General features: G+C 61.2%; 27 protein-coding genes and 1 pseudogene. 11 read left to right on the forward strand and 17 right to left on the reverse strand.

From position 1 onward, the window contains the following. Nucleotides 1–75: 75 nt before the first annotated feature. The gene (locus DLD99_RS21810) at nt 76–1,689 is read left to right on the forward strand and encodes an inorganic phosphate transporter (RefSeq protein WP_114884977.1); all 1,614 of its coding nucleotides are present in this window, start codon (nt 76–78) and stop codon (nt 1,687–1,689) included. A gap of 53 nt (nt 1,690–1,742) precedes the next feature. Here DLD99_RS21810 and DLD99_RS21815 read toward each other — a convergent pair whose 3' ends face one another. Next, a complete protein-coding gene (locus DLD99_RS21815; RefSeq protein WP_114884979.1) occupies nt 1,743–2,639 on the reverse strand; it encodes a LysR family transcriptional regulator in 897 nt (298 codons plus the stop codon). A gap of 120 nt (nt 2,640–2,759) precedes the next feature. Between DLD99_RS21815 and DLD99_RS21820 the strand changes: the two genes are divergently transcribed. Further along, entirely contained in the window at nt 2,760–3,515 is a 756-nt protein-coding gene (locus tag DLD99_RS21820; protein ID WP_114884982.1) for an SDR family NAD(P)-dependent oxidoreductase, read from the forward strand. A 59-nt stretch (nt 3,516–3,574) separates the two neighbouring features. Here the strand turns inward: DLD99_RS21820 and DLD99_RS21825 are convergent, their stop codons facing one another. Then, complete coding sequence (locus DLD99_RS21825) at nt 3,575–4,012, reverse strand: multidrug/biocide efflux PACE transporter (RefSeq protein WP_114884984.1); 438 nt, start codon at nt 4,010–4,012, stop codon at nt 3,575–3,577. An 88-nt stretch (nt 4,013–4,100) separates the two neighbouring features. Here DLD99_RS21825 and DLD99_RS21830 point away from each other — a divergent pair, with 88 nt between their 5' ends. Continuing rightward, on the forward strand, nt 4,101–4,955 hold the full coding sequence (locus DLD99_RS21830) for a LysR family transcriptional regulator (RefSeq protein ID WP_114884986.1): 855 nt from the start codon (nt 4,101–4,103) through the stop codon (nt 4,953–4,955). 75 nt (nt 4,956–5,030) lie between these two features. On the opposite strand, the gene DLD99_RS21835 is transcribed toward DLD99_RS21830, so the two are convergent. Continuing rightward, nucleotides 5,031–5,867 (reverse strand): LysR family transcriptional regulator, encoded by an 837-nt coding sequence (locus DLD99_RS21835; protein ID WP_114884988.1) that lies wholly within the window; start codon nt 5,865–5,867, stop codon nt 5,031–5,033. Between the two features lie 111 nt (nt 5,868–5,978). Between DLD99_RS21835 and DLD99_RS21840 the strand changes: the two genes are divergently transcribed. Further along, complete coding sequence (locus DLD99_RS21840; RefSeq protein WP_114884990.1) at nt 5,979–6,704, forward strand: SDR family oxidoreductase; 726 nt, start codon at nt 5,979–5,981, stop codon at nt 6,702–6,704. Nucleotides 6,705–6,714: 10 nt separating this feature from the next. On the opposite strand, the gene DLD99_RS21845 is transcribed toward DLD99_RS21840, so the two are convergent. From DLD99_RS21845 to DLD99_RS21855, 3 genes are read right to left on the reverse strand one after another with little or no spacing between them, the layout of a single operon-like run. Continuing rightward, nucleotides 6,715–7,959, reverse strand: coding sequence for an RNA polymerase sigma factor (locus DLD99_RS21845; RefSeq protein WP_114884992.1), 1,245 nt, complete (start codon nt 7,957–7,959; stop codon nt 6,715–6,717). Further along, nucleotides 7,952–8,296, reverse strand: a complete 345-nt coding sequence (locus DLD99_RS21850) for a YciI family protein (protein WP_007951101.1) — start codon at nt 8,294–8,296, stop codon at nt 7,952–7,954. Before DLD99_RS21850 ends, DLD99_RS21845 begins: the two co-directional genes overlap by 8 nt. 40 nt (nt 8,297–8,336) lie before the next feature. Then, on the reverse strand, nt 8,337–8,762 hold the full coding sequence (locus tag DLD99_RS21855) for a YybH family protein (RefSeq protein ID WP_114884994.1): 426 nt from the start codon (nt 8,760–8,762) through the stop codon (nt 8,337–8,339). 142 nt (nt 8,763–8,904) lie between these two features. On the opposite strand from DLD99_RS21855, the gene DLD99_RS21860 reads away from it, so the two are divergent. Continuing rightward, nucleotides 8,905–9,390, forward strand: a complete 486-nt coding sequence (locus tag DLD99_RS21860) for a GNAT family N-acetyltransferase (protein WP_114884996.1) — start codon at nt 8,905–8,907, stop codon at nt 9,388–9,390. 17 nt (nt 9,391–9,407) lie between these two features. Continuing rightward, the gene (locus DLD99_RS21865; RefSeq protein ID WP_114884998.1) at nt 9,408–10,013 is read left to right on the forward strand and encodes a pyridoxamine 5'-phosphate oxidase family protein; all 606 of its coding nucleotides are present in this window, start codon (nt 9,408–9,410) and stop codon (nt 10,011–10,013) included. Nucleotides 10,014–10,018: 5 nt separating this feature from the next. On the opposite strand, the gene DLD99_RS21870 is transcribed toward DLD99_RS21865, so the two are convergent. The 3 genes from DLD99_RS21870 to DLD99_RS21880 form a co-directional block, all read right to left on the reverse strand. Next, entirely contained in the window at nt 10,019–10,507 is a 489-nt protein-coding gene (locus tag DLD99_RS21870) for a GNAT family N-acetyltransferase (RefSeq protein ID WP_114885000.1), read from the reverse strand. 317 nt (nt 10,508–10,824) lie between these two features. Beyond that, nucleotides 10,825–11,319, reverse strand: a complete 495-nt coding sequence (locus tag DLD99_RS21875) for a GyrI-like domain-containing protein (RefSeq protein WP_114885002.1) — start codon at nt 11,317–11,319, stop codon at nt 10,825–10,827. 69 nt (nt 11,320–11,388) lie between these two features. Continuing rightward, a complete protein-coding gene (locus tag DLD99_RS21880; RefSeq protein WP_039766147.1) occupies nt 11,389–12,051 on the reverse strand; it encodes a LysE family translocator in 663 nt (220 codons plus the stop codon). A 139-nt stretch (nt 12,052–12,190) separates the two neighbouring features. Between DLD99_RS21880 and alaC the strand changes: the two genes are divergently transcribed. Next, a complete protein-coding gene (gene alaC / locus DLD99_RS21885) occupies nt 12,191–13,399 on the forward strand; it encodes an alanine transaminase (protein WP_114885004.1) in 1,209 nt (402 codons plus the stop codon). 63 nt (nt 13,400–13,462) lie between these two features. Here alaC and DLD99_RS21890 read toward each other — a convergent pair whose 3' ends face one another. Together DLD99_RS21890 and DLD99_RS21895 are read right to left on the reverse strand one after the other, a co-directional pair. After that, complete coding sequence (locus DLD99_RS21890) at nt 13,463–14,815, reverse strand: GntP family permease (protein WP_085709678.1); 1,353 nt, start codon at nt 14,813–14,815, stop codon at nt 13,463–13,465. An 82-nt stretch (nt 14,816–14,897) separates the two neighbouring features. Beyond that, nucleotides 14,898–15,431, reverse strand: coding sequence for a gluconokinase (locus DLD99_RS21895; protein WP_085730316.1), 534 nt, complete (start codon nt 15,429–15,431; stop codon nt 14,898–14,900). Between the two features lie 216 nt (nt 15,432–15,647). Between DLD99_RS21895 and gntR the strand changes: the two genes are divergently transcribed. Then, nucleotides 15,648–16,679: an HTH-type transcriptional regulator GntR gene (gene gntR / locus DLD99_RS21900; RefSeq protein WP_114885006.1), complete on the forward strand. Its 1,032-nt coding sequence runs from the start codon at nt 15,648–15,650 to the stop codon at nt 16,677–16,679. A 1-nt stretch (nt 16,680) separates the two neighbouring features. Here the strand turns inward: gntR and DLD99_RS21905 are convergent, their stop codons facing one another. Further along, nucleotides 16,681–17,553 carry a LysR family transcriptional regulator gene (locus DLD99_RS21905; RefSeq protein WP_114886765.1) on the reverse strand — a complete coding sequence of 291 codons (873 nt, stop codon included), beginning with the start codon at nt 17,551–17,553 and terminating at the stop codon, nt 16,681–16,683. A 121-nt stretch (nt 17,554–17,674) separates the two neighbouring features. Between DLD99_RS21905 and DLD99_RS21910 the strand changes: the two genes are divergently transcribed. The 3 genes from DLD99_RS21910 (at nt 17,675) to DLD99_RS21920 (ending at nt 20,384) form a co-directional block, all read left to right on the forward strand. Next, on the forward strand, nt 17,675–18,115 hold the full coding sequence (locus DLD99_RS21910; RefSeq protein ID WP_114885008.1) for a PACE efflux transporter: 441 nt from the start codon (nt 17,675–17,677) through the stop codon (nt 18,113–18,115). A gap of 125 nt (nt 18,116–18,240) precedes the next feature. Further along, the gene (locus DLD99_RS21915) at nt 18,241–19,665 is read left to right on the forward strand and encodes an MFS transporter (protein ID WP_114885010.1); all 1,425 of its coding nucleotides are present in this window, start codon (nt 18,241–18,243) and stop codon (nt 19,663–19,665) included. 152 nt (nt 19,666–19,817) lie between these two features. Continuing rightward, nucleotides 19,818–20,384 (forward strand): hypothetical protein, encoded by a 567-nt coding sequence (locus DLD99_RS21920; RefSeq protein WP_114885012.1) that lies wholly within the window; start codon nt 19,818–19,820, stop codon nt 20,382–20,384. A gap of 59 nt (nt 20,385–20,443) precedes the next feature. On the opposite strand, the gene DLD99_RS29675 is transcribed toward DLD99_RS21920, so the two are convergent. The 5 genes and pseudogenes from DLD99_RS29675 to DLD99_RS21945 all read right to left on the reverse strand — a co-directional run bounded on the left by DLD99_RS29675 (nt 20,444) and on the right by DLD99_RS21945 (nt 24,756). Continuing rightward, a complete protein-coding gene (locus DLD99_RS29675) occupies nt 20,444–20,983 on the reverse strand; it encodes a methyl-accepting chemotaxis protein (RefSeq protein WP_371320920.1) in 540 nt (179 codons plus the stop codon). 57 nt (nt 20,984–21,040) lie between these two features. Beyond that, nucleotides 21,041–21,763, reverse strand: a pseudogene (locus DLD99_RS29680) (PAS domain-containing protein); the annotation flags it as partial. 518 nt (nt 21,764–22,281) lie between these two features. Continuing rightward, nucleotides 22,282–23,295 carry an ABC transporter substrate-binding protein gene (locus tag DLD99_RS21935; protein WP_085709672.1) on the reverse strand — a complete coding sequence of 338 codons (1,014 nt, stop codon included), beginning with the start codon at nt 23,293–23,295 and terminating at the stop codon, nt 22,282–22,284. Next, a complete protein-coding gene (locus DLD99_RS21940; RefSeq protein WP_114885014.1) occupies nt 23,292–23,837 on the reverse strand; it encodes a sigma-70 family RNA polymerase sigma factor in 546 nt (181 codons plus the stop codon). Before DLD99_RS21940 ends, DLD99_RS21935 begins: the two co-directional genes overlap by 4 nt. Nucleotides 23,838–23,964: 127 nt before the next feature. After that, complete coding sequence (locus DLD99_RS21945; protein WP_114885015.1) at nt 23,965–24,756, reverse strand: phosphate/phosphite/phosphonate ABC transporter substrate-binding protein; 792 nt, start codon at nt 24,754–24,756, stop codon at nt 23,965–23,967. Nucleotides 24,757–24,760 lie beyond the last annotated feature (4 nt).

A 24,760-nucleotide genomic window follows, 5' to 3' on the forward strand; every position in this document is an offset into this window, starting at 1 on the left:
TCTGCCGCAGTCTCTCTGTAATATTTAGCAACGATCATGGGCGACACTCCTTCCCTCGCTCAGGATTGTCCCCCCATGGCTACTCCCTCCCTGACCGCCAGCCCGGCCTCCGCTGCCAGCGGCAGGCCGGCGCTCGACAAAAAAACCGGCCCCTTCACTTACGTGGTGTTCTTCGCCGTGCTGGCCATGGGGATGCTGTTCACCGCCTACAGCCTGATGCACGACATGCACGAACTGGGCACGGTGGTCACCACCTGGACGCCGTTTCTGTTGCTCGGCGTGGCGCTGTTGATTGCGCTTGGCTTTGAGTTCGTCAACGGATTCCACGACACAGCCAACGCCGTAGCCACGGTGATCTACACCCACTCGCTGCCGCCGAACGTGGCCGTGGTCTGGTCGGGTTTCTTCAATTTCCTCGGCGTGTTGCTTTCGAGCGGTGCAGTGGCGTTCGGCATCATCGCGCTGTTGCCGGTGGAGCTGATTCTGCAGGTCGGCTCGTCCGCCGGTTTCGCGATGATCTTCGCCCTCCTGATCGCCGCGATTCTGTGGAACCTCGGCACCTGGTGGCTGGGCCTGCCGGCCTCGTCGTCGCACACGCTGATCGGTTCGATCATCGGCGTTGGTGTGGCGAATGCCTTGATGCATGGCCGCGACGGCACCAGCGGCGTGGACTGGGCTCAGGCGACCAAGATCGGTTACGCGCTGCTGCTGTCGCCACTGGTAGGTTTCGGTTGCGCGGCACTGTTGCTGCTGGCGCTGCGCGCCTTCGTGAAGAACCGTTCGCTGTACAAGGCACCGGAAGGCAACACCCCGCCGCCATGGTGGATTCGCGGCCTGCTGATCGCCACCTGCACCGGCGTGTCCTTCGCCCACGGTTCCAACGACGGCCAGAAAGGCATGGGCCTGATCATGCTGATTCTGGTCGGCACCCTGCCGATGGCCTACGCGCTGAACCGCACCATGCCTGCCGATCAGACGCTGCAGTTCGCGGCGGTGGCCGAAGTCACCCAGCAGGCGCTGGTGAAAAGCGCCCCGCTGCCGGCCCCGGCCGATCCGCGTCCGGTGCTCTCGGATTACGTACGCAGCAAGGAAGCCACGCCGCAACTGATCCCGGCCCTCGCCGCGCTGACCGGGCATATCGGTGAAGAAGTGAAAGGCTACGGTTCGCTGTCGAAAGTCCCGGCCGAGGCCATGGGCAACGTGCGTAACGACATGTACCTGGCCAGCGAAACCATTCGCCTGATGGACAAGAACAAGGTCGGCACTTTCGACGCCGACACCACCAACAAACTGCAACTGTTCAAGCAGCAGATCGACAACGCCACGCGGTTCATCCCGCTGTGGGTGAAGATCGCCGTGGCGATTGCATTGGGGCTGGGCACCATGGTCGGCTGGAAGCGGATCGTGGTCACGGTCGGCGAGAAGATCGGCAAGACCCACCTGACCTACGCCCAGGGCGCCTCGGCGGAAACGGTGGCGATGCTGACCATCGGCGCCGCCGACATGTTCGGTCTGCCGGTGTCGACCACTCATGTGTTGTCTTCGGGCGTGGCCGGGACCATGGTCGCCAACGGTGGCGGCCTGCAGATGAAGACCATCCGCAATCTGCTGATGGCGTGGGTGCTGACGTTGCCGGCGGCGATTCTGCTGTCGGGCAGCCTGTACTGGCTGTTCACCCAGATCTTCTGATCGCCCCGAATCCCTGTGAGAGCCTTTGCTCCCACAGGGATTTGCGGCGGAAATCAGAGCGTCGAACGAATCAGATCCCCCAGCCAGTCCATGAACACCCGCACCCGCAACGGCAGATGCCGCTGCCGCGCGTACAGCAGTGAAATGCCCATCGCCGGCGCGGTGTATTGCGGCAGCACCGTCACCACCTCGCCGGTGTCCAGATAGGTGTTCATCCCGGTACGCGGCACCTGGATCAGACCGAATCCCCCAAGACACGCCGACTCGTAGGCATCGGTGCTGTTGACCGTCACGCTGCCGGCCATCGGCACGCGATGGACCTGCCCGCCCTGCTCGTAGACAAACCCTTCCGATCGCGAACCCAGCACTCCGACGTAATGCACCAGCCGATGCTGCGCCAGATCCTCAAGCGTCTGCGGCACGCCGTAGCGCTCAAGATACGCAGGGCTGGCGCAGTTGATCATGCTGAAATCCCCCAGATGCCGTGCGACCACCGATTGGTCCGGCTGCGCACCGATGCGCACCACGCAATCGAAGCCTTCGGCGAGCAGGTCGACCCGGCGATCGGTGCTGCTGATTTCCAGCTCCAGGTTCGGATGCCGGGCCATGAATTCCGGCAACTTCGGCATGATCAGCCGCCGCGACAGAATGTTAGGCATGTCGACCCGGATCCGCCCGGTCAGCGACGCTTCGTCCTGACGGAACAGGTTCTCGATTTCGTCCATGTGCGACAGCAGATCCTTGCTGCGCTCGTACAACGCGAGACCGTCCTGAGTCGCCTGCACCCGGCGCGTGGTGCGTTGCAGCAAACGCGTGCCGAGCAGAGTTTCCAGCGCCTGCACCTGCTCGGACACCGTCGAGCGCGGCAGCCCCAGACTCTCCCCCGCCATCGTGAAACTCGACAATTCGCTGACCCGGACGAAGGTGCGCAGCAGTTCCAGTTTGTTCATGGGCCACCTGTTGATTGTTCGGAATGACCGACCAGTGATTCCGGTTTCAGTCTGTTTATCACCCCACAGCGGATAAATAAACTTTGCTGCATCAACCGTCACTGCTCTCGAGGAAATCCCATGAACCGCAAAATCGCATTGATCACCGGTGCCAGCCGTGGCCTCGGCAAGAACGCCGCCCTGCACCTTGCCGCCCAAGGCGTGGACATCATCGGCACCTACAACAGCCGCGCCGACGAAGCGCAATCGCTGGTCGAGGAGCTGAAAACACTCGGCGCAAACGCCGTGATGCTGCAACTGGATGTCGGCCGCAGCGAAGGTTTTGCCGAGTTCGCCGTGCGGGTGGAGCAAGCGCTGCAACAGCTCGGGCAGCCGCGCTTCGATTTCCTGATCAACAACGCCGGGATTGGTGTGCATGCCTCCTTCGCCGACACCACGCCGGAGCAGTTCGACCTGCTGATGAATGTGCAGTTGAAAGGGCCGTTTTTCCTGACTCAGCAACTGCTGCCGCTGATCAACGATGGCGGCCGGATCATCAACATCTCCAGCGGTCTGGCCCGCTTCACCCTGCCGGGTTATGCCGCCTACGCGGCGATGAAAGGCGCGATGGAAGTGCTGACCCGTTATCAGGCCAAGGAGCTGGGTGCGCGGCAGATCGCCGTGAATATCCTGGCACCCGGCGCCATCGAGACCGACTTCGGCGGCGGCGCGGTGCGCGACAATTCGGCGCTGAATGCGATGGTCGCCAGCAATACCGCCCTGGGCCGTGCCGGGCAGCCGGATGACATTGGCGGCGCACTGGCGCTGCTGCTGTCGCCGGGGGCGCAGTGGATCAACGGTCAGCGGATTGAAGCGTCGGGCGGGATGTTTCTTTAAGCCCGAACAAAATCCGGACAAAAAAAATCGCAGCCCTCGCAGGCTGCGATTTTTTGTTTTCAATTCTGGCAGACGCTGCGCATCACCAGCCGCTCGCGCACCACGTCATAACCCCAGTGGTAGACGTAGGTGTAAGGCAGGAAGAACAGCAGCACACCGATATCGAGCAGGAACGCCTGCCACAGGCTGACCGACAGCCACCAGGCAATCAGCGGCACGCCCATCACGATCAGCCCGCCCTCGAACAGCAGCGCATGCGCCACCCGCACCCAGGCGTTACGGGCGATGTTCCAGCGCTTGAGCAGCCGGTCGAAGAAGCCGTTGAACACCACGTTCCAGCCCAGGGCCAGCAACGCGACGGCAATGGTGACGGCGCCCATTTCCACCAGCGGTTTGCCCATGATCCACGCCAGCAACGGCGTACAGATCAGGATCGCCAGCAGTTCGAAACCGATGGCCTGGAAGATACGTTCAGTGATGGATTTGTTGGCAGTCATGGCCGAAGTCCTCTGTGAAGATGGTTGCCATGATCCAGCACCACACCGATACTTCATAACCAATAACCATCGATCAAGGCGATAGTTTATGGCTTCTCAGGAAGTGTTGCTGGCGTTTGTCCAGGCGGCTACTCAAGGTTCTTTTTCGGCAGCGGCGCGCAAACTCGGGCGCAGTCAGTCCACCGTCAGCGCGGCCGTCGCCAGTCTGGAAATCGATCTGGACCTGGTGCTGTTCGACCGCAGCAGCCGCAAACCGACCCTGACCCCGGCCGGCCACGTGATGCTGCAACGGGCCGAGGCGATTCTGGCGGCCACCAGCCGGCTGGAAATGACCGCCCGGCAATTGGCCCAGGGCGTCGAGCCAAAACTCACGGTGGCGATTTCCGACACTTATCAGTCCGACCGTTTCGAAGCCGCGTTGGTGGGCTTCGAGCAGCGCTATCCGGATCTGGAGCTGGAATGCCTGATCGCCGAGTGCGATGACCTGATCGAACTGGTGCAACGCGGTCGGGCGCATCTGGCATTCGCCGAAATGCAGGACAGCTACCCGCCGGATCTGGCGACCGCGACCGTTGCCGAGCGTACTGAAATCGCCTTGTTTGTCGGCCGCAACCATCCATTGGCGACGCAGGATTCCATCGATCAAACAATCCTTGAGCAGCATCGCGAGCTGCGTCTGGCCACCATCGTCAATCCCTATGACAGTCGCGGCAAAGGTCGGGTGTGGTCGGCGCCAAGTTATCTGATGCTGCTGGAGATGGCCCAGAAAGGCTTCGGCTGGGCGCCACTGCCGCGCTGGCTGGTGGAGCATTTCGGCAATGATTCGCTGGCGGAACTGAACGTGCGCGGCTGGCCGAAACCGGTGTTCGTCGATGCGCTGTGGTCGCGGCTGTACCCGCCGGGGCCGGCGGGGAGTTGGTTGCTCAGCAAGATGCTGGAATAGCGGTGCCCTCAATCGCTAGCAGGCTAGCTCCCACACCGGATCTGTGGGAGCCAGCCTGCTGGCGATGGCGGCCGCTCAGGCCGCTGCAATATCGACCGGGCGGTTCACCTGAAAATACTCGTGCAACCCGCGCATTGTCGGCAACTCCAACGCCTGCGCCGCGTAGCACAATCCCACCCGCCGGGTCGGTGCCGACAGGTGCAACGCACGCACGACGATGCGCTCATGCCCGCTGACCAGCGACTGCGGCAACATCGCTACGCCGACACCCGCCGCCACCATGTGCAGCGCCTGTTGCAGTGAACCGGCATGCCCCGCCAGCGCTTCCGGCGAGCGTCCGTACAGCGCCATCAACCGCTGATGGGACGGATGCTGCGGACAAGTAATCCAGTCCTCGATGGGTGCCCAGCCCGCCTGCGCGTTGGCCATCGGGTGATCGAGGGGCAGCGCCATCACATAGGACTCTTCCCACAACGGCAGGAACAGTTCGTCCTCGCAGCACATTTCCTCGACCGCCAATCGACCATCGCCGTGACAGCCTTCCTCCAGGGTCAACAGCAGATTGGGCAACGCCTGATGGGCCATGCGCACGAAGGCTTCGATATGGCTGGCGGCGATGTCGCCCTCGATGCCGAGGGTCAGCGGCGCACGGTTTTCGCGGCCGCGAAACATCCGGCTCAGCGCCTCGGATTCGGCCACCATCCGTCGCGCCTGCGGGTACAGCAGCCGCGCTTCGTCGCTGACCTCCACACCACGGGGCTGACGCACGAACAGCGTCGCGCCGAGTTCTTCTTCCAACTGTTTGATGGTCACCGACAACGTGGGCTGGCTGATGAACAGCCGTTGCGCGGCGGCGGTGATGTTGCGTTCCTCGAATACGGCGAGGAAGGCTTTGAGATGACGGATATCCATAGAAGATTCCGATGGCAGACAGAGGAATAAGGCATTTTTCAGCCTCCAGCGGGCTAAATATACTGCGTCACGAATCTGGTTATTTGTTTTTCTTATCTCAGGAGTTCAACCATGGGCAAGCCATTGATCATCATCACCGGCGCCAGCTCGGGCATCGGCGAAGCCACCGCCCGCCGTTTGAGCGCTGCCGGCCATCCATTGCTGTTGCTGGCGCGCCGCATCGAACGCCTGGAAGCACTGGCCCTGCCGAACACCCTCAGCCGCCGCGTCGACATCACCGACCGCGCCGCGTTGCTGGCCGCTGTGGCCGAGGCTGAAACACAGTTCGGCCCGGCCGACGCGCTGATCAACAACGCTGGCGTGATGCTGCTGGGCGAGATGAGCAAACAGGACCCGGCGCAGTGGGACCAGATGCTCGACGTCAACGTGAAGGGCCTGCTCAACGGCGTGCACGCGGTGGTCGCCGGGATGATCGAGCGCAAGCACGGCACCATCATCAACGTCAGCTCGGTGGCCGGGCGCAAGACGTTCCCGAACCATGTGGCGTACGTCGGGACCAAGTTTGCGGTGCACGGGTTGTCGGAAAATCTTCGTGAGGAGCTGTCGCCGCATAACGTGCGGGTGACCACGATTGCGCCGGGGGCGGTCGAGACCGAGTTGTTGAGCCACACCACGGATGAGGCGATCAAGACCGGGTATCAGGCGTGGAAGCAGGACATGGGCGGCACGGTGCTGAGTGCCGAGGATGTGGCGACGGCGATTGCCTATGCGTATGGGCAGCCGCAGGGGGTTTGTATTCGGGAGATTGTGATGGCTGCTACGCGGCAACAGGCCTGATCCCATTTTTTCAAGGGCGATTGCTCGGAGTGAGTTCCTGCAATCGTCCTTCGATAAACCTGCGTTCCGGCTCCTGCCGGGTCAGTTCCAAGGCTCGCCGGTAAGCCTCCCGAGCCTCCTCAACCCGCCCCAACTGCCGACAAAACTCCGCCCGCGCCGAATGTGCCAGGTGGTAATCCTGCAAGTCCCCGCGCTCCAGAATCCCTTCGATCAAGGTCAACCCCGCCAGCGCCCCATCACGCTTGGCCACCGCCACCGCCCGGTTCAACTCGATCACAGGCGACGGCACCGCCCGCAGCAACACGTCATACAGCCCAACGATCTGCTCCCAATCCGTCTCCCCAGCCGTCGGCGCCTCTGCATGCACCGCCGCAATCGCCGCTTGCAGGCAGTACGGCCCGAAGCGTCCGGTGGTCAGCGCCCGCTCCACCAGATTGCAGCCTTCGGCAATCAGCTCGGCATTCCACAATTTGCGATCCTGATCATCCAGCAGAATCAATTCCCCATCCGCCGATGAGCGCGCCGAACGCCGCGACTCATGCAACAGCATCAACGCCAACAATCCCATGACTTCCGGATCCGGCAACAACTCCAGCAGCAGACGCCCGAGACGAATCGCCTCACGGGTCAAATCCTCGCGGGTCACCTGGGCGCCGCCGGACGCCGAATAGCCTTCGTTGAACACCAGATAAATCACCCGCAACACGCTGTCGAGGCGCTCGGGCAGTTCGTTCAGGCTCGGGACTTGATAGGGGATTTTCGCGTCGCGGATCTTCGCCTTGGCGCGCACGATGCGCTGGGCAATCGCCGCCGGGGCCGAGAGAAATGCACGGGCGATTTCTTCGGTGGTGAGGTCGCAGACTTCGCGCAGGGTCAGCGGCACTTGCGCGTCCGCCGCCAGCGCCGGGTGGCAGCAGGTGAAGATCAGGCGCAGGCGATCGTCTTCCACGTCTTCAACGTCCCATTCGGACTGTTCCAGCTCTTCCAGTTGCGCCAGCAGCAACGGCTGCGAGGCCTTGAACCGTGCGCGCCGGCGCAACACGTCGATGGCCTTGAAGCGCCCGGTGGACACCAGCCACGCCCGTGGATTATCCGGCACACCATCCTGCTGCCAGCGCTCGACCGCGACGAAGAACGCCTCGTGCAAGGCTTCTTCGGCGAGGTCGAAATCGCCAAGCAGACGGATCAGGGTCGCGAGGATCCGCCGCGAGTCTTCGCGGTAGACCTGCGCGACCCGGGCCGCGACCTCAGACATTCAACTGCCGCACGGGACGCACTTCGACGCTGCCGACCCGGGCCGCCGGAATGTTGCCGGCGACCTGGATTGCTTCGTTGAGGTCCCGCGCGTCGATCAGGTAGAAACCGGCCAACTGCTCCTTGGTCTCGGCGAACGGGCCGTCGGTGATCGACAACTTGCCGTTGCGCATGCGCACCGTGGTGGCGGTCTGCACCGACTCCAGCGCTTCGGCCGCGACCATCCGGCCGCTGCCCTGGATCGACTCGGCGTAGGCCCAGCACTCGGCGTCTTCCGGGCTGTCGGGCGACGAATGCAGCAGGCGCTCATCGCTGTAGACCAGGCATAAATACTTCATGGCGTTCTCCTGAATCGGACGGATCAACTATGGCTGAAGATCAGGGTTTCGCATCGAACAGGGTCGAGCCGGTCATCGGATCGAACGGTGCCGACCAGTGTTCGTGGGCAATTTTCCACGCTCCGCCAACCAGCCGATAGCAGGCGGTGGCGCGCATCCAGCAACTCTGGGTTTCACCCTTGTCATTGGTGCCGCCGCAATTGGCGACCCAGTGGGCGAAGGCGATGTTGTCGCCTGTCTCGATGGCGATTTCGTGGAATTCGAAGATGTGCGGGCCGGGGCACATTTCCATGCAGGCCACCCAGTGGGCGCGGTAGGCCTCCTTGCCCTTGAATTGCAGGGCCTTGATCGCATCGAACGAGAGGATGTCGTCGGCGTACAGGGTCATGACCTTTTCCACATCCTTGGTCATGACGGCCTGACGGTAAGTGTCGATGATGGCTTGAATCTGCGCTTGCGTACTCATGGGTTTTCTCCCTGGTTTTTGTTGTGAAGACACCCTTTGTCGTTCGGCGACTGGGCGGATCGACAGTTGAAACAAAAAAAATTCCCAGAGAACAAAATCGCTAGAATCCGGGGCTCATCTTTGTAGGAAAAAGGAAATTCCCGTGTCAGCCCGACTCGTGCCTTACGAAAGCCTGAACGCCACCCAACGCCAGCAGGTCGAGGCCATTGAAATCCACGCCGAGCAGATCAAGTTCTCCGGCGACATCCACGGCGCCCTGCACACGCTGCTGTCGAAACCCGGCCCCGGCGTGAAAGGTTTTGCACTGCTGGCCGAAGAGGTGCCGGTGGCGTTCCTGCTGCTCAAGCGCCCGCCGGTGTTGCCGGAATGGGCCGATGAACACAGCGCCACCCTGCATGCATTGCAAGTCGATCACCGCGCACAAGGCAAGGGTTACGGCAAGGCTTGCCTGCTGGCACTGCCGGACGTTGCGCGTCAGGCCTGGCCGGAGATCAAAGGGCTGGAACTGTCGGTGGATGCCGACAACGACGCCGCGATTGCGCTGTATGCCAGGTACGGTTTCGTCGACAGCGGCGAAGCGTACAAAGGGCGCATCGGTTACGAGCGACGCATGGGCCTGTTCTTCTAATCGTCGAGGGATCAACGATGATCGATTCAATCGAAGCGCTGGAAGCTATTTACGGATTGCCCCACGAGCGGGCGGTGCGCAAGCAGATCGGCTTTCTCAACGAGGACTATCAGGCGATGGTCCGGGTCTCGCCGCTGGTGATTGTCAGCTCGGTGGGCGCCGATGGTATCGACGGTTCGCCGCGTGGCGATGCGCCGGGGTTTGTGCGAATCATCGACGAACGCACCCTGGCTTTGCCGGACCGTCCGGGCAACAACCGCATCGATACCTTGCGCAACGTGCTGCACGATCCGCGGGTGTCGCTGTTGTTCATCATTCCGGGGATTGGCGAGACGTTGCGGGTCAATGGCACCGCAACGATCAGCGCTGATCCGGAGCTGTTGGAAAGCTTCGCGGTCAACGGCAAACCGGCACGCACGGTGTTGCTGGTGACGGTGGAAGCGGCGTTCTTTCATTGCTCGAAAGCGTTTGTGCGTTCGGATGCGTGGAATCCGCAAACTCATCTACCGCGCTCGGCACTGCCGACGGCGGGTACGTTTCACAAGCGTCTGAATGATGGGCAGTTCGATGCCGAGGCCTATGATCGCGAGGCCCCGGCGCGGGTGCGTGAAACGCTCTACTGAGGTTTTTACAGCGTCAGAATCATCTCGTGCCACGCCATCCCGCCGTGGTCGGACTCGGACGGTTTGATGTAGGCGAAACCGAATCCGGCGTACAGCGGGATGTGTCGTTCCTTGCACATCAGGTGAATCGTCGCCTTGCCCTGGGCGCGCATGCGCTCGATGAACTCGCCCAGCAGGCGCTTGGCCAGACCCAGGCCCTGATAATCCGGGTGCACCACCACCGACATGATCACAACGTTCGGCCCGGCCGGGTCGTGGCCGATCAGTTCCTTGAACGCCTCGTCGGACATCTGCACCTCGAACGCCGCGCCGGAGTTGATGAACCCGGCTACCTGCCCGTCCACCTCGGCGACGATGAAACCGTCCGGCCAGGTGGCGATGCGCGTGGCGATCTTCTCGCGGGTCGCGGCTTCGTCGCCTTCATAGGCGAGGATTTCGATGGCGTAGCAGCGATCCAGGTCGGCGGCGGTGACGTGGCGGATGACGGTGTTCATGGCGGCTCGAAATCAGTGAAAACAAGGACGCCAAGGATAAAGGAATAAGGTGTTCATATCGATCCGCGCGGGCGGCGTAAAGCCTGCGTATAAGCGCTTTTCTTCGGATTCGGGACGGTCTATTCATGAACACTGTCTCTGATCACCCGAAGGGGAAACAGCTTATGAGCAGCGTGGAAATCGGTTTGTTGATGGTGTTGGGCATCAGCTTCTTCGGCTTCATCACCCTGGGCATCGACCTGTTACGGGCACGACGGATCAAGGGCAAATAGGGCTCGAGCGGCAGCGCGAAACAGGTCCGCGCTGCCGGTTGCCCATCAGGTTTTCTTTTCGACCGGGACGCAGATTTCCAGCTTGCCGGTTTTGAGCTTCGGGTTGAAATCGGCGCTGTAGCGTTCCAGCTCCGGGGCATTCAGCCCCTTGTATTCGGAGGCCGGCAGCCAGGTCTTGTAGATGTACTCAAGGGTCTGCGGCAGCAGCTCGAGCGAACCCTTGTGCTCGAACACCGCGTACTGGCGCGGGAGGATTTCGATCCACGGATACTTTTCCTGCGGGAAGTCGTCCAGCTTCCTGATCTCGACCCCGGCCATGTAATCGAAACCGCCGTTGCCGTCGAAATTGCTGCAGACGCCGTAGGTCACTTCACCCTTCTGCCCCGGAATATTTCCGATGTGCGGGATGAGTTTTTCCCACAGCGCAGGGATGTCCTGGACGGTCTCTTTGGTAAAGCGATCGCGAAAACCTGCAATCAGCAGGAAGTGTCCATGTTCGAAGCGAGGTTCAGCCACTTCGACGCGTTTTTGCTCATCCATGACTCGACTCCTTGGAACGAAAAAAGTGGGTTCGGCTGGGAGTATAGAAGCCAAACCCGATTCGCACATTTACAGCGTATGCAGGGCCTCGGCGGCGCCGGAGCCGACGAATTCGTTATAGCCGGATACGATCACGTAGACCGCGAAATAGCAGAAGATCGCTGCAGATGCCATGTAGGAATAGCGCAACAGCTTGTCGCCCAGCAGTTTGCCGCCATGGCTCGCGGCGAAGCACAGGCCAGCCGACCACAGCAGCCCGGCACACAGGAAACCGCCAAGGAACAGCGCCGAACTCAGAGGCCCGCCGCCACCGGAACGGGCGATCAAGGTGCCGCCCACGGCCGCGAACCAGAGGATGGCGCTCGGCGACGACATGGCGAGAAAAATCCCGCGGAAGAATTCCTTGCGATGGGAGTTCTGGCCGACTTCAGCCGTCGCCGCCAACTGCGCCTCGTGGTGGATCGCCGAATAGATCATCTTCGCCGCGAAGTAGATCAACAGCGCCGAACCGCCGATCCACAGCACCCAGCGCACGGTTTCGTATTGCAGCAGAACGGTCATTCCGGCCAACGCAAGAACGGCATAGATCAGGTCACCGACGCAGGTGCCGAGGCCCAGCGCGAAACCCTGAAAATAGCCGCGCTGCATGGCCAGGGTGATCATCGCAATGTTGGCCACGCCGATGTCCAGGCACAGCGAAAGGCTCAGCAAGAAGCCGCTGGTGAATTCCATTGACCGTTTTCCTTGGGAAAAAATTGTTGTCGTGCACGCTGGACAGCCTGCCATCGCTGCCCTTATCTTCCGCCACAGGTCACCGCAGTGACCAGCGTCGCTCGGACGGTTCCGGGCGCTTACGTTATCCGAGGCAACAATGGCTGAACAAGGTTCGCCGCGCCGCTTTGCGCGCATCGATCGACTCCCCCCTTACGTTTTCAACATCACTGCCGAGCTGAAGATGGCCGCCCGACGTCGTGGCGAAGACATCATCGACTTGAGCATGGGCAACCCCGACGGCGCCACGCCGCCGCACATCGTTGAAAAACTGGTGCAGGTTGCACAACGCGAAGACACCCACGGTTACTCCACGTCCAAGGGCATTCCGCGCCTGCGCCGGGCGATTTCCAACTGGTACAAGGACCGCTACGAGGTCGACATCGACCCGGAAAGCGAAGCCATCGTCACCATCGGTTCCAAGGAAGGCCTGGCGCACTTGATGCTGGCGACCCTGGATCAGGGCGACACCGTGCTGGTGCCGAACCCGAGCTACCCGATTCACATCTACGGTGCCGTGATTGCCGGCGCCCAGGTGCGGTCGGTGCCGCTGGTGCCGGGCGTGGACTTCTTCGACGAGCTGGAACGGGCGATTCGCGGCTCGATCCCGAAACCGAAGATGATGATCCTCGGTTTCCCGTCCAACCCGACTGCACAGTGCGTGGAGCTGGATTTCTTCGAACGGGTGATCGCCCTCGCCAAACAGTACGACGTACTGGTGGTGCACGACCTGGCTTACGCCGACATCGTCTACGACGGCTGGAAAGCCCCGTCGATCATGCAGGTGCCGGGCGCCAAGGACATCGCGGTGGAGTTTTTCACCCTGTCCAAGAGCTACAACATGGCGGGCTGGCGCATCGGTTTCATGGTCGGTAACCCGGAGCTGGTCAGCGCCCTGGCGCGGATCAAGAGCTACCACGACTACGGCACTTTCACTCCGCTGCAGGTGGCCGCGATTGCTGCGCTGGAAGGCGATCAGCAGTGCGTGCGCGACATCGCCGAGCAGTATCGCCAGCGCCGCAACGTGCTGGTCAAGGGCCTGCATGAACTGGGCTGGATGGTCGAGAACCCGAAAGCCTCGATGTACGTCTGGGCGAAGATTCCCGAAGCCTACGCGCACCTCGGTTCGCTGGAGTTCGCCAAGAAGCTGCTGGCCGAGGCCAAGGTCTGCGTCTCGCCGGGTGTCGGTTTCGGTGAATACGGCGACGATCACGTGCGCTTCGCGCTGATCGAAAACCAGGACCGGATTCGTCAGGCGGTACGCGGGATTCGCGGGATGTTCCGGGCGGATGGCCTGGGCACCAAGTAACTCGCGAATGTCGCCCACAAAAAAACCGCATCGCTGCGGTTTTTTTGTGTCTTGCGTTCGAGGTTAAACGAACAGCGACAGCAACAGAATGAAGCCCAGGCCAACCACCGACAGGATGGTTTCCATCGCGGTCCAGGTCTTGAAGGTCTCGGCCACGGTCATGTTGAAGTACTGCTTCACCAGCCAGAAACCGGCGTCGTTGACGTGGGACAGGATCAGGGAACCGGCACCGGTGGCCAGCACCAGCAGCTCACGGTTCACGCCCGGGATCATCCCCACTACCGGCACCACAATGCCCGCGCCAGTGATGGTCGCCACGGTGGCCGAACCGGTCGCGATGCGGATCACCGCCGCCACCAGCCACGCCAGCAGGATCGGCGAGATCTGCGCGCTGACCGCCATGTGGCCGATCACGTCGCCCACGCCGCTGGTCACCAGCATCTGCTTGAAGCCGCCGCCGGCACCGATGATCAGGATGATCGCGGCGGTAGGCGCCAGGCTCGCATCCAGCCACTTGAGCATCTGTTGGGAACCGATGCCTTGTTTGTGACCGAAAGTGTAAAGCGACAGCAGCAACGCCAGCAGCAGCGCCGAGATCGGGTGACCGATCATGTCCATCCAGGTGCGGAAGAAATGACCGTCCGGCAGCGCCACGTCAGCGAAGGTTTTCAGCAGCATCAGGAACACCGGCAGCAGCACGGTGACCAGGGTGATGCCGAAGCTTGGCAGCTTGGTCGAATCGGTTTCACGGGCCAGTTGATCGACCAGTTCCTGATTCGGCGTGCCCGGAATGTGCTTGGCGATGAACGTACCGAAGATCGGACCGGCAATGATGGCGGTCGGCAGCGCGACGATCAGACCGTAGAGAATGGTCTTGCCGATGTCGGCACCGAACACGCCGATGGCCAGCAGCGGGCCCGGGTGCGGTGGCACCAGACCGTGCACGGCGGACAGGCCGGCGAGCAGCGGGATACCGATCTTGATGATCGACACGCCGGTGCGGCGAGCAACGATGAACACCAGCGGAATCAGCAGCACGAAGCCGATTTCGAAGAACAGCGGAATGCCCACCAGGAACGCGGCGAACATCATGGCCCACTGCACGCGCTCTTTGCCGAACGCGCGGATCAGGGTCTGGGCGATCTGATCGGCACCGCCGGACTCGGCCATCATCTTGCCGAGCATGGTGCCCAGCGCGAGGATGATGCCGACGAAACCGAGCACGCCACCGAAGCCGTCCTGGAACGCCTTGATGATGGTGCCGATCGGCATGCCGGACGTCAGGCCGAGGAACGCGGCGGCGATGGTCAGGGCAATGAAGGGGTGAATCTTGAACTTGGTGATCAGGACGATAAGCCCGATCACCGTGACTACTGCATCAAGCAGCAGGTAGGCGTCATGGGACATGCCAAACATTGGGGGTGTCTCCTGGTTTGTTGTTGTTATTAAAGCGGGTTAATCAGAAGTCGAAAGGACAGCGCTATCTTCACAATCACACTCATACCGCCTGTTTCAGGCCATGGGCCTGCCACCAGACGTGGGCTTGCGACGCGAGTTCTTCCACGCTGTGGATCGAAGCGTTCAGGGCCAGGGTCAACGGCTCGCCGACCGGCGATTCGAGGGTGGCGAACTGGCTTTCGATCAGCGTCGCCGGCATGAAGTGGCCCGGACGATGGGACACGCGGTCAGCAGCGACTTCTGGCGTCAATTCAAGGAACACGAAGCCCAGGCCCGGCAAGGCGCTGCGCAGGCGTTCGCGGTAAATGTGCTTGAGGGCCGAGCAGGTCAGCACCGGGCGTTCGCCCAGAGCGTCAACACGACGCAGCTCATCGCACAGGCTGTCGAGCCAGCCGGCACGGTCTTCGTCGTTCAGGGGGATCCCCGCGCTCATCTTTTCGATGTTCGCGGCCGGATGGAAAGTATCGCCTTCAATGGCAGTGGCGCCGCTCAATTGGCACAGGGCCTCGCTGACGCACGTCTTGCCGCAACCGGCAACGCCCATGATGACCAGGGCGGTGATGGGATGATTCATGTAACACCTCAGCGCGCAGACAGCGCTACCTTTGCTAGCTATGACTCTAGTGCACAGGCAGAAGTTGCCGACGCCTTCTTGTCGTTTTTTTGGGTTGCAGCAGGTTTTGTCCCAACGCCAAAAAGCGAGGATCAGGCAGGACCTCGCTCACGCATTTGCAGCTGCATAAGGACAGCGCTACCTTAGTGCCTTGATTTTTGTTTGGCAAGCCGCCCGATGACCACCCCTAAAAACGATAAAAACACCCGCACCACCGGCCGTCCCACCCTCAATGAAGTTGCCCGGTTGGCTGGCGTCAGCCCGATTACCGCTTCTCGCGCCCTGCGCGGGGTCAGCACCGTCGCCACCGAACTGGTGGAAAAAGTCCAGAAAGCCGCGCTGGAACTCAACTACGTGGTCAACCCCGCTGCCCGCGCCCTGGCCTCGGCCCAGAGCCATTCGGTGGTGGTGCTGGTGCCTTCGCTGGCCAACCTGTTGTTCATCGACACCCTGGAAGCCATTCATCGGGTGCTCACGCCCAAGGGCTTCGAAGTGCTGATCGGCAACTTTCACTATTCCCGCGATGAAGAAGAAAACCTGCTGCGCAACTACATGGCCTATCAGCCACGGGGCTTGCTGCTGACCGGTTTCGACCGCACCGAAAGTTCGCGGCGGATGATCGAGGCCAGCAACATTCCCTGCGTTTACATGATGGAACTGGACAGCGCCGCCGGGGTGAACTGCGTCGGTTTCTCCCAGCTCAGCGCCGGGGAAACCGCCGCCGAGCATTTGCTGTCCCGTGGCCGCAAGCGCCTGGCGTACATCGGCGCGCAACTCGACCAGCGCACCTTGCTGCGCGGTGAAGGCTTCCGTAAAGCGCTGCAGAAGGCCGGTCGCTACGACCCGGATCTGGAAGTGCTGACCCCGCGTTCATCCTCCGTAGGCCTGGGTGGCGAGTTGTTCCTGCAACTGCTGGCGGCGCATCCGGACGTCGATGCGATCTTCTTCGGCAACGACGACCTGGCCCAGGGCGCCCTGCTCGAAGCCCTGCGCAACGGGATCCGGATCCCCGAGCAAGTGGCGATCCTCGGCTTCAATGACCTGCCGATGTCCGAGCACATGGTGCCGCGCCTGAGCAGCATCAACACCCCGCGCGAGGCCATCGGACGGCGTGCGGCGGAGCAGATGCTGACATTGATGGCCGGCAACAGCGTGGCGCGGCCGGTCGAGGACATGGGCTTCGAATTGAAAATCCGCGAAAGCACCTGACTCAACCGCCCAGCAACTCCACAAGAGCCAGCGCGCCCTTCTGCAACGGCTGGCTCTTGAGCCACACCGCATGTACCGGCAGCACCAGACCGTTTTCGATGTTGCGGAAATTCAGCCGTTTCAACCGTCCGCTATCGAGCCACGGCTGCACCACCGACAACGGGAAATTGCCCCAGCCCAGCCCCGCCTCGACCATCTCCAGCGCCGTCTCCAGGCTATCGGTGCGCCAGTGGGACTCGGCCACCAGCGGCCGGGTTTCGCTGATCGGCAAGTCGCGACTGCCGACGACGATCTGCCGCACATGCACCAGATCCTCGAGAAACAGATCCTGCCCCTGCAACAACGGACTGTCCGCCGCCAGCGTGGCGATCATCCGTTCACTGCCGACAAACTGAAAGCGCTCCAGCACATTCACGCTCAACCCGGCGAACGCCAGGCACACGCTGACCCGCCCACTGTGAAGCAGCGCCAGCACGTCATCCTGCGGCGCGGTCAGCACTTCGATGTCGAGCAGCGGATGGCGCTCACTGATTTCCTTGATGGCCGCCAGTAACCGTCGCCGGTCGATATCCGTCGCCACGCCAATCGACAATTTGCTCTCCAGCCCCAACGACAACTGCACCGCATGCACCTGCAATTGCTTGAGTTGATCGGCGATCAGTCGCGCATGGGGCACCAGCGACAACGCCATGGCCGTGGGTTGCGGTTCGCGGTGACTGCGATCAAACAGCGGGTAGCCGAGTTCGGCCTCCAGATTGCCGATGGCCATGCTTACCGCCGACGGGACTTTGCCCAACGCCCTGGCCGCGGCGGAAAACGAGCCGCGTTCGATTACGGCGAGAAACAGTTCGATGCTTTCGCTGTTGAAATTCACTTCACGCACCTATCAATAAAACTGAAAGCTTCTGACTTTTTCTGTCATCGCTATTGAAGCTATCTTTCGTCGTCTTCGCCAGCCCCGTTGGCCACAAGTCGCAAGAAAGAGGCAATTCCCCATGCAAGGCGTCAAACGCAAACTGGTCTACGTGTCGCTCTATGAAGTGATCGGCATGACCTTCTCGGCCCTCGGCCTGGCCCTGTTGTCCGGCACTTCGCCCGGCAGCACCGGTCCGCTGGCGGTGATCATCACCACCATCGCCGTGACCTGGAACTTCATCTACACCTCGCTGTTCGAGCGCTGGGAAAGCCGTCAGGTCTCGCGAACCCGCACGGTCAAACGACGCATCGCCCACGCCGTCGGTTTCCAACTGACGCTGATCGTGTTCCTGATTCCGCTGATTGCCTGGTGGATGAATATCAGTCTGGTGCAGGCCTTCCTGCTGGATCTCGCGCTGATCGTGTTCATCCCCTGCTACACATTTGCCTTCAACTGGCTGTTCGATAAGGTGTTCGGTTTGCCGGCCTCGGCGCTGCCCGACCCGACACCCGCAGCATGAATCGCTGATTGGTAAGCGGATATTGCAAGAAATCGGCGGTTTTCCTGCTTAAGCCGCCGATATAAGCAATCCTTGATTTCCGATAGCAGGCTAAGCTTTTCCATCATAAAAAAATGGATCGGCCCATGACTGCACACGCCCCCGCCGCCGCGCAACGCGACGGCATCGACCCGATACGCGCCGCACAGATTTCCGCTCGCATCGACCGCCTGCCGGCAGTCGCCACGATCTGGCGGCTGGTGGCGCTGCTGTCGATTGGTGGTTTTTTCGAACTCTATGACCTGTTCCAGACGGCCTACATCAGCCCCGGTCTGATCCGTGACGGCATCTTCGCCACCGGCAATCAGGGCGTGTTCGGTTTCTCCGATCAGGCCGCGTTCGCCTCGGCGACGTTCCTCGGGTTGTTTCTCGGTGCCAGTCTGCTCAGTCCGTTGGCGGATCGTTTCGGGCGGCGGGCGATCTTCACCTTCGCGCTGGTCTGGTACACCGTGGCCACGGTGCTGATGGGCGTGCAGAGTTCGGCGCTGGGGATCATCTGCATGCGTTTTCTGGTGGGCATCGGCCTCGGCATCGAACTGGTGACCATCGACGCCTATCTCTCGGAACTGGTGCCCAAACGCATGCGCAGTTCGGCGTTTGCCTTCGCGTTTTTCGTGCAGTTCCTGTCGGTGCCGGCGGTGGCATTGATGTCGTGGTGGCTGGTGCCGCAGGCGCCGTTCGGGGTGTCCGGCTGGCGCTGGGTGGTGTTGGCAAGTGCGGTGTTTGCGCTGTTCATCTGGTGGTTGCGCAAACGCCTGCCGGAGTCGCCGCGCTGGCTGGCCCAGCATGGCCGTTTCGATGAGGCGAACCGGATTCTCGATGGCATCGAGGCACGCTGCGAAAAAGATCACCGCCAGCCACTGGACGCGCCGGAAGCCGTGGCTGTCGACGTCGAAGGCAAGGGCCGTTTCGCCGACATCTGGCAACCGCCGTACCGGCGCCGCGCACTGATGCTGATCGTCTTCCATATCTTCCAGGCCATCGGCTTCTTCGGTTTCGGCAACTGGTTGCCGGCGCTGCTTTCCGGTCAGGGCGTCAGTGTCACTCACAGCCTGATGTATGCGTTCATCATCACCCTCGCCTACCCGCTCGGGCCATTGCTGTTCGTGAAATTCGCCAACCGCTTCGAGAACAAATGGCAGATCGTCGGCTCAGCCCTCGGCGCCATGACCTTCGGCACCTTGTTCGCGTTGCAGACCAGCGCCTTCGGCCTGATCTTCTGCGGGGTGATGATCACCTTCTGCAACGCCTGGCTGAGCTTCAGCTATCACTCCTATCAGAGCGAACTGTTCCCCACCAACATCCGCGCCCGGGCGGTGGGGTTCTGCTATTCGTTCAGTCGCTTGTCGACGGTGTTCAGCAGCCTGTTGATCGGTCTGTTCCTCGATCACTTCGGTACACCGGGCGTATTGGCGTTCATCGTTGCCAGCATGCTGATCGTGATGCTGACCATCGGTTATTTCGGTCCCCGCACACGTAACCTGGCGCTGGAAAACATCGCCCATCGTTGACGGGCAACGGTCATCTTCTGCCGCCGGACGGCAAAGGATGACCGCTTCTGAAAACTGGAAATTCATTAACCTGCTGAATTCACGGGACTTATTCTGACGGCACGGTAATTGCTGCTTTACCGCCGACAGCAATTACCACAAGGTCCTCCATCATGTTGGTCAGCTCGAAACAAGCGGATCTGATTCATCTGCCCAAGCGCATCACCGATGATGCAACTGCCACGGCGGCGGCCGGTCTGCAAGGCGGGCTTCACGGCGCCATGCTGCAAACCCTGCAAAACCAGGCGCAGGCGCAAACCACCGATGCCACCAATCAGGTGCAAACCTCGGCCACGCAACTCGCCACCCAGCAGGTCAGCGAAGCCACGCGCATCAGCGACAACGTCGACGAGGCGTTCGCCAAGACGCGTGTAAACCTGCAAGCGACCGATGCCACGTCGACCAAGACCGCCGGCACCTCCGCCACGGACGAATTCAAGGACTACATGAGCAAGTCGCCGGAACAGCGTCTGCGCGACAGCATCCTGAAGGAAATGGGTCTGACCGAGGACGACATCAAAGCCATGCCGCCGGAGAAACAATTGGCCATCGGCAAAGAGATCGCCGATCGCCTGCAGGACAAGATGAAGCTGGCCGAAGCCGAGAAGCAGAACAAACAGGACGCCAACTCGGTCAAGCTCAGCGACCAGTCGGCCGACAAGTTCCTCGCTTCGCTCTAACGAACGGCGCAATGAAAAAAGGATCCCTGCGGGGATCCTTTTTTTCAGCCGTAAAGCCGTCAGTTCAACTGCAACGTCTCGTTGAACTGGCTGATCGCATCCACCACGTGCCGCGAGCCCTGCTGAATCTCGCGGATCGCGTCCCCCGCCTCGTTCGCCAGTTCCACCCCGAGCCCGGTACGGCTCAGGCTCGACTGCATGCTCGACACCGCACTCAGTGATAACTCGTGGTTCTTGCGCACCACATCGACAATCTCCAGGGTCGCCTGACTGGTCCGCGCCGCGAGGCTGCGTACCTCATCCGCCACCACCGCGAAACCACGTCCGTGCTCGCCGGCCCGCGCCGCTTCGATGGCCGCGTTGAGCGCCAGCAGGTTGGTCTGATCGGCAATCCCGCGAATGGTCTGAACGATGGTGCCGATGATGTCTGACTGCTTGCTCACCGCATCGATGCTCAGCGCCGCTTCGTTGAGGTCGCGGGAAATGTCCTGAATGATCTGCACCGTTTGCTGCACGACCTGTGAGCCTTTTTGCGCGCAGGCGTCGTTTTGTACCGAGGTGCTGTGGGCCGATTCCGCAGCGGTCTGCAAAGTGGTCATCTGGTGGGTGATGTCGCTGGCGAACTTCACCACTTTGTACAAGCGGCCCTTGGCGTCGAACAGCGGGTTGTACGAGGCTTCGAGGTAAACGGTTTGTCCGGATTTGTTCTTGCGCTCGAAGCGATGCGAGTGATATTCGCCGCGATTGAGCGAAGCCCAGAATGCCTTGTACTGCGCCGACTCGGCTTCGGCGCGGTGACAGAACAGACTGTGGTGATGGCCGACAATTTCGTTGAGCGAGTACTGCATGGTCTTGAGGAAGTTGTCGTTGGCCGAGATCACATTGCCTTCCGGGGTGAACTCGATCACCGCCATCGAACGGCTGATGGCCGCGAGCATGCTTTCCTCTTCTTTTTCCTTGTTCACGCGCGCGGTAATGTCCGACGCCACTTTGATCACACTTCGTACCTGTTTGTCCGGGCCGTACACCGGCATGTAACTCGCTTCCAGCCAGATCTCCTGACCCCGCTTGTTCAGGCGCAGGAATGTCCCGCTGAGCGGTTCGCCACGGGCCAGATCACGCCACAACTTGGCGTACTCCTCGCTGCGATAGAACTCTTCCTCACAGAAGATCCGGTGATGTTTGCCACGTACTTCCTCGGCGCTGTAGCCCATGGTCTTGCAGAAGTTGTCATTGGCATCCAGCACGATGCCGTCGGGGGTGAATTCGATCATCGCCATCGAACGGCTGATCGCCTCCAGCTTGGCATTGGCTTCGGTCAGGGCACAGCTGAAGCGTTCGATTTCCTGCAGGTCAGCCTTGTGATGTAGGTTGAACATGTCTCTATCACCTTGAGCGCGGTCTTTTGATTTGATGAAAGTTCAGGTCTTTCAGAATCCACCACTACGTTCCACAGAACAGGCACACGCATTCCTCCACGGGAGGAAGTTGTCAGGTGATAAACGATGATTAATCAAAGAGTCCATGCAGCGACGCTCTAATCAAGACATCCTTCTCTTGATAGCCCGCGAACGGGCCATTCCTAACGTGTAGAAGAACTTCCATTTAAAAAACATGCTCCTTGCCGGTTAAGTGTCGGTGCCTTGGATTGCGCACTCTGGCAGCTTTGTTCTCGGCTAACCGATTGCCGTCGAGGCGCTTTGGATGGCGGTCGACATAGTTAGTTACGTGTGAGCATAGACAGCGCAAAGCCTTGCGCAAGGCCACTAGTCGGCCAGTACCACGGCGAGATTGGGCAAAAAACAGACAAGAATCGGTTCAGCGGGCGTGATGTTTGTTGCCATTGCGACCGACTCGCAATGGCAACTTTTGAAACGACACAATAATCGGAAAAGAACTACAGACTGCCGCTGACTTTATTCGCCACCTCACCCGGTACCCATGGTTTCCAGACTTGTGGTTGATCGCGCAGAAATGCTTCGGCGACCTGACGTGGCTGCTGGCGCTTTTCGCTCATCCCGGCCAGGGTCTGGTTCAGCAGATCGATCGGCAAGTCGACTTTCTCAAAGAACGTCACCAGTTCCGGATACTGAGCCTTGAACGGTGCCGACACGCCAATCGCCAGGCTCGCCGGCATCGAGCGGGTGCCTTTCGGGTTGGGGTTGTTGGCGTCGGCCAGGGTTTTCCAGGCTTCGGCGTCGAACGGCGGCTCCTCCAGCTTCACCAGTTTGAAGCGACCGAGCAACGGCGTCGGCGACCAGTAGTAAAACAACACCGGTTTGCCGCGCTTGATCGACGACGCCACCTCGGCATCCAGCGCCGCGCCGGAACCGGTGCGGAAGTTGACGAAGCTGTCGTTCAGCGCATAGGCCTTGAGCTTCTGACTGTTGACGATTTCCGAGGTCCAGCCGGTCGGGCTGTTGAGGAAGCGCCCACGGCTCGGGTCTTCCGGATCTTTGAATACATCCTTGTAGCGCGGCAGGTCGGCCACGGATTTCAGCTCCGGTGCCAGCGGTTTGATCCCGCGCTCGGGGTCGCCCTTAATCACGTACTCCGGCACCCACCAGCCTTCGGTGGCGCCCTTCACCGTATCACCGAGGCCGAATACCTTGCCTTCGGCCGCAGCCTTGACCCACGCCGGGCTGCGCCCGGCCCATTCTTCGCCGATCACTTGAATGTCGTTTTTCGCCAGCGCCGCTTCGAGGCTGACGGTGCTGCCCGGCAGTGTGTCAGTCGGGTAGCCGTAGCCTTTCTCGACGATCAGGCGCAGCACTTCGGTGATGAAACTGCCGCTTTCCCAGGTGATGTCGCCGAAGTGAATTGGCGCTTTTGTTTCCGCAGCGACAACGTGGCCGGCCGTCAGGGTCAGAGCCAGCAGCGAACTGCCGAGCAGGGTTTTGATTGATCTCATGCGGACCTCTTGTTCTGGGAGGAAATCAGGGTTTGGTTGGCGCTGTGGCGGTTGCACAGGGCCTGGGAACGGGTCATGTACAGGCTCACCGAACGCTGGGAGATACCCAGTTCGGCGGCGATTTGCGGGTAGGTCAGGCCATCGATGCGCGCCAGCAGAAAGGTCGAGCGCACCTTGCCCGGCAGGCGCTGGAGCGTCCGGTCCAGGTGTTTGAGGCTCTGCGACAGATCGGCCAGATCTTCGGGAGACGGCGCGTGATCGAGATCACTCTGCTGCAGTTGTTGCAGGTGCCGACGCTCCAGATCGCCCCGCCGCCAGCGTTCATACAACAGGCGCTGGGCGATGGTGGTGAGCAAGGCGCGGGGTTCGCGGATGGCGGTCAGGCCTGGTGCTTCGAGCAGTTGCGCGAAGGTTTCGGCGGCGATGTCTTCGGCACTGGATGCATCGTTCGATTGCCGACGCAGGCGTGTGCACAACCATTGGTAATGGTCGCGAAACAACGTGTTCACATGATTGCGATGGGATGCGTCGGCGCCGGACATGGGGGCTCCTTGGTCAAGGGTCGCTGAATGTCCGGTCGTCCGGTGGCGCGATCCTAGCAAGGTGCCTTATGCGTTAAAAATACTTAAAAAGAATTTTTATATTCCATTTGTGAATTATCTGAAGCCGCTAGCGCAAGCGACCATAACCCAGTTCTTCGGCCTCGCGCTGGTAATCCAGCAGGACTTGGTAATCGCTTTCGCTGGCCGGCAGGACTTCGGGCAACCCGAGGACACGGGTCACATCCGGCAAGTCTTGCAGGCTGCGGTTCATGGCCCGGCGCAGTTGCTCGATCTGCCGGTTCGTCGTGCTGGCAGCGGTGATGAAGGGCAAGGTCGGGCTGAACGCACTGCGCGCCACCACCCGCAATCCTTTGACCTCTTCGGCGGCGTACTGCGCCAGGTAGGCAAAGGTCACGCTGTCGATGGCCGCCAGATCGGCGCGGTCTTCGCGCAACCAGCGCAGACTCTCGCGATGACCGCCACTGAGGCCGACCGAAGCGAAAAACCGCCCGTCCCGCTGCAACGGTGCCAGGCGCTGGCGCAACAGGTTCATGCCGCTGTTGGAGTCTTTGCTGTTGATCACCCCGCGACTGTCGAAGAACTCCGCCAGACTGCGGCGCGGATCATCGGCGCGGGCAAGGATCAGGCTGCAATGATTGCCCGCGCTGGCGTCCGGCAATTCGTAGCGCGGACGGCCGACAAGCGTGACCTGCCCGCGCAACGCGGTCATCAGCGGATAGCCGCAGGTCTGGGTCAGCAGCAACTGCGGCGAAAGCCAGAGTCCAGGCAACGACATGCCTGCAGCATTGAGCCGCGAATGGCCCAGGTGATCGAGAATCCGCACCAGCCACTGCTCGTTCGCCGCGCGGATCGGCTCGGGGGCGATGTACATCAACAGCTCTGCGTAACCTGACGACATGCTG

Origin of the sequence: Pseudomonas kribbensis (genome assembly GCF_003352185.1) — a bacterium.
Lineage (GTDB): Bacteria > Pseudomonadota > Gammaproteobacteria > Pseudomonadales > Pseudomonadaceae > Aquipseudomonas > Aquipseudomonas kribbensis.